This window comes from Psychromonas antarctica, assembly GCF_022267535.1.
Lineage (GTDB): Bacteria > Pseudomonadota > Gammaproteobacteria > Enterobacterales > Psychromonadaceae > Psychromonas > Psychromonas antarctica.
The window spans coordinates 1-3,769 of record NZ_JAHNZV010000175.1 but is presented as its reverse complement, the minus strand read 5'-3'; the positions used below and the strand labels follow the sequence as shown (position 1 = coordinate 3,769).

General features: G+C 36.4%; 4 protein-coding genes. 1 reads left to right on the top strand and 3 read right to left on the bottom strand.

Annotated features, from left to right (window positions below; all coding sequences use genetic code 11):
• Positions 1–47: 47 nt before the first annotated feature.
• A complete protein-coding gene (locus tag KSO91_RS16430; RefSeq protein WP_238744105.1) occupies positions 48–518 on the bottom strand; it encodes a hypothetical protein in 471 nt (156 codons plus the stop codon).
• Between the two features lie 495 nt (positions 519–1,013).
• On the opposite strand from KSO91_RS16430, the gene KSO91_RS16425 reads away from it, so the two are divergent.
• Positions 1,014–1,433, top strand: a complete 420-nt coding sequence (locus tag KSO91_RS16425) for a methyltransferase family protein (RefSeq protein ID WP_238744104.1) — start codon at positions 1,014–1,016, stop codon at positions 1,431–1,433.
• A 169-nt stretch (positions 1,434–1,602) separates the two neighbouring features.
• On the opposite strand, the gene KSO91_RS16420 is transcribed toward KSO91_RS16425, so the two are convergent.
• Together KSO91_RS16420 and KSO91_RS16415 are read right to left on the bottom strand one after the other, a co-directional pair.
• On the bottom strand, positions 1,603–2,181 hold the full coding sequence (locus KSO91_RS16420; protein ID WP_238744103.1) for a thymidine kinase: 579 nt from the start codon (positions 2,179–2,181) through the stop codon (positions 1,603–1,605).
• 433 nt (positions 2,182–2,614) lie between these two features.
• The gene (locus KSO91_RS16415) at positions 2,615–3,226 is read right to left on the bottom strand and encodes a PEP-CTERM sorting domain-containing protein (protein WP_238744102.1); all 612 of its coding nucleotides are present in this window, start codon (positions 3,224–3,226) and stop codon (positions 2,615–2,617) included.
• Positions 3,227–3,769 lie beyond the last annotated feature (543 nt).

Sequence of the window (3,769 nt, the reverse complement as noted above, 5' to 3'; positions counted from 1 at the left end):
ATTGAATAATAAGCATTTAAAATCAATGAATTAAATTTATTTATGGGTTACTTGCCATAATCAGTAAGCAATTTTTTCATTAGAGTAGTCGTATTTTTATTTCTTTTTGTTAAATCTTCCAATGAAATAGGCTTATTCGTTTGAGCTTCTATATTTTCAATTTCATTTAATTTATTTTTCATCTTTTGTACTGCGGGAAGGAGCATCTTAATCTCTTCATTATGTTCATTAACCATTATTATAATGTTTCCCGATTCAACCTTAGTAATTGTTAACCATCCGTGTTTCAATGAAAGAACACGCTCACCAACCATAATAGATTCAGGAGGAACTGCTCGATCAGGTACGTTACCACTTCTGAGTTTTGCTGCGCTAATCGATCGAATATTACCTGTATTTTCGAAGACAACAATCACCGTGTGGCAATTGTAATATTCGACAATACTCACATAGCCATATTTATTGGTTTTAAATTTACTTCCATTGCGCATGTCTAGCGGAGCCGCTATTTTTTTCACTGCTTACTTCCTTCCTTTGTATTTTTTTTATTGGGGAACAAGATAGTTGTGTGAGATATTTCCCAACTATTCTTGTGCATGATAATACCCCCCTGAAGTGAATGATCACCAATAAATTATTCGTTTATAGTGTTAGTAATATACCGTATTTCTGATGTTTTCCATATTTTAAGATCATAATCGCCCCACGTAGTGACGCCTTCATGCTTGAAATTAATTATTTTTACGATTGAGTCATTCGCTAATTTATAGGTGACAAACCTCAACGGCGCGCCTATCATAGCTCTTTTAAAGAGTCGTATTGTGGCTTTCTTATTTGTTATAATTTTGAACTTAAATATCAATCCCATCTTGATTTACTGTGGCTGAATCTATTCATAATTTCCAACAGCGTCTCTAACAGCAAGTCATTATTCAAAAGAAAAGCTAAAATAATAAACTTGGGTGGCTATATCATTAGTTACGTTTTTTGGGGGGCAAAATAGAGAGGATGTTATGGTTTATGTGATTGCGCAATTTATATTGCTACTGGTGATTGCTTGGCCGCTGGCAAGTTTAAATATTTCGATGGTCGGTTTATTATTCATTTTGCTGTCTGTCATTATTGCTTTGTCTGCATTAATGACTAATCGTCCCGGTAATTTTAATGTTCGTCCGCATCCCAAACAGACGGGGACATTGATTGTCCACGGTCCTTATAAATTTATTCGTCACCCTATGTACTGCTCTCTCTTCTTTGGCGGTTTAGGCGTTCTTTTCTGTCAGTTTAGTTATTGGAAATTAGGGGCATGGTTATTACTGATTATTGTGTTGGCTCTAAAAGCTCGTTTTGAAGAAAAAGCGTTATGCGCGCATTATGTCGGGTACCGCGCATATCAAAAAAGTAATAAAGCTTTCATCCCTTGGATTTGGTAACTCGAATTCGGATAAACAGAAGTTGCTATTTGAAATTATGTTTACTGAGCTTGTATCATAACGCTTTGTGAATAGGGGCTGTTTAGTAAGGTAATGACTCAATAACCCGCTCTGTATTATGATTTGTAGCAGAATATCATTAACTTCTGCTACTTAAATCAACTTAGAATTAATCCCACAAAACCGCTCTAAAATGTTTTCTGCACACTGATTGATAACTTTCATTACCACCAATTTCAACTTGCTGACCTTCTCGTTTCGGCTTACCTTGTCCATCAAAGCGTAAAATCATATTGGCTTTACGGCCGCAATGACAGATTGTTTTGAGCTCAACCAGTTTATCGGCCCAAGCAAGTAGATAATGGCTACCGCTGAAGAGTTCACCTTGGAAATCCGTTTTAATGCCGTAACATAATACGGGTATATTTAAATTATCAACAACATGAGTGAGTTGCTTTACTTGCTGCTTACTTAAAAATTGAGATTCATCAATTAAGATACAGTGTTGTTGCTGCTTTTTATGAGCTGTTTCAATTATGGTTGCTAAATTATCCCCACTGGAAAAAATTTGCGCCTCGCTTTCAATACCAATCCTTGACGAGACTTTTCCTATGCCCGCGCGATCATCAATTGCAGCGGTCATTACTAGGGTATTCATACCACGCTCTCGATAGTTATATGATGACTGTAAAAGAGAAGTCGATTTACCAGCATTCATTGCCGAGTAATAGAAATAGAGTTGTGCCAAAACGAGGTTCCTTAACAGCCATAGGTGTACCCATTCTACTCATTCAGAGGCTAGCTGACATTTTATTCTAAGTAGATTGGCTGTAGACATAAAAAAACCGTTATATCGTCTGATATTACGGCTTTTAGAATAAAGAGTAAGAAAATTGTTATATTGATTCGCAAACTCTATGTGCTGCTATTATACCCATTCTAATTTAAGATGCTAATTCAGGGAGGTATTGTCAATTTATATGATTAGATAGACTTAAGCTTATGCAATCAACTTTAGTCTAAATTCTGGAAGAGGCCGAGTGATTGTAGTGATACTCCGCCGGGGAAGCGGCATATCAAATCCCGGTTCAAAGCGTAAATAAACACATTAATTTTTAAGCGATAGGATTAAGTCACAATTTGCGTTGCTCTTACGACCTATCACTTATTAGTGAAGCTACCTAGGCTCTTAGCTTACGCGAGAAACCTAGCCCAAACAAACCTAGACCCAAAAGGGCTAAAATACCTGGTGCAGGCACTGTTATCGAGGTTCTAAATCCAGCAGTACTATCAGTATTGCTGTTAAAGTTATTTGCAGACCATAACCATTGAGCATCAGCACTTATTTCACCTAGTAGGTTTCCGCCCCAGATACCCGTTCCGTTTTTAGTCCACTCTGTAGCAGCAACATAATCAATACCGTTGGTAGTTACATCCCAAGCGCTTGAAGAAATGTTGCTATTACCGTCCCATAGTATTTCAGCTAAAAAACCAGCAGGGTTGTTAGCGCTACCGCCACCAAAATTATTAGCAATAAAAGCAAACTCATAAGTGCCGGGCTGGAGATCAAAAGTATATGAATCAGCATTTTTCCAATTACTTTGGTTTGAGCCAGAGGGGAACAGCGTAGAAAAATCAGATGGTCCTGCAATAGGACTACAGCCAATATTTGCACAAATACCAAAATCCAAGATGGTGTTGTCTACTGTATAGTTGATTGTTATAGGGGTCGCTTGAACAGAAGTGATCGCGAACGCAGATGCAAGCATTAATAATTGAGTGATGGCTTTCATATATTTTAAGGTCCTTAAATAAAATTATAATTTTATATAGCAGTACGAAATGTAAAGCAATAATCGAGCCTAATATTATTTTCCTTTTATATCAGCTATTTAAGTTTATGTTTTTTCAAATGCAAATTATCTTGTAAAAAAAGCTGACAGTTTTTTTACAAGAAACTTTCCATCGTATTCATGATGAGCTTCATCCAGACGGTAAAATGTTTAATGGTTTGTATCGGCCATTAATTTTACATGCTTATGCACTTTACTCAGGTGAAAATGGGAAAAGATAAGGGTGTAGTTCCTTTGAATCGACGCTAGTCCCTTGCAATTAGTTGGCTAATCGCTATTTCATGTTATAAAAACGCGAATTTTTGTAATGATATGCACTCCATTAATGGGACAATTAATACTTTTCGCTCCAAAATACAAAATAAGGGGCGTGGACTTTAGTCTGAGAGATCCCCACAGCATTATTCATAAAAACTTTCCTCAATCAGCGCTGAAAATGCGCTTATTAATAATTCTTCAGAAACATCATATTCTCTATGATGT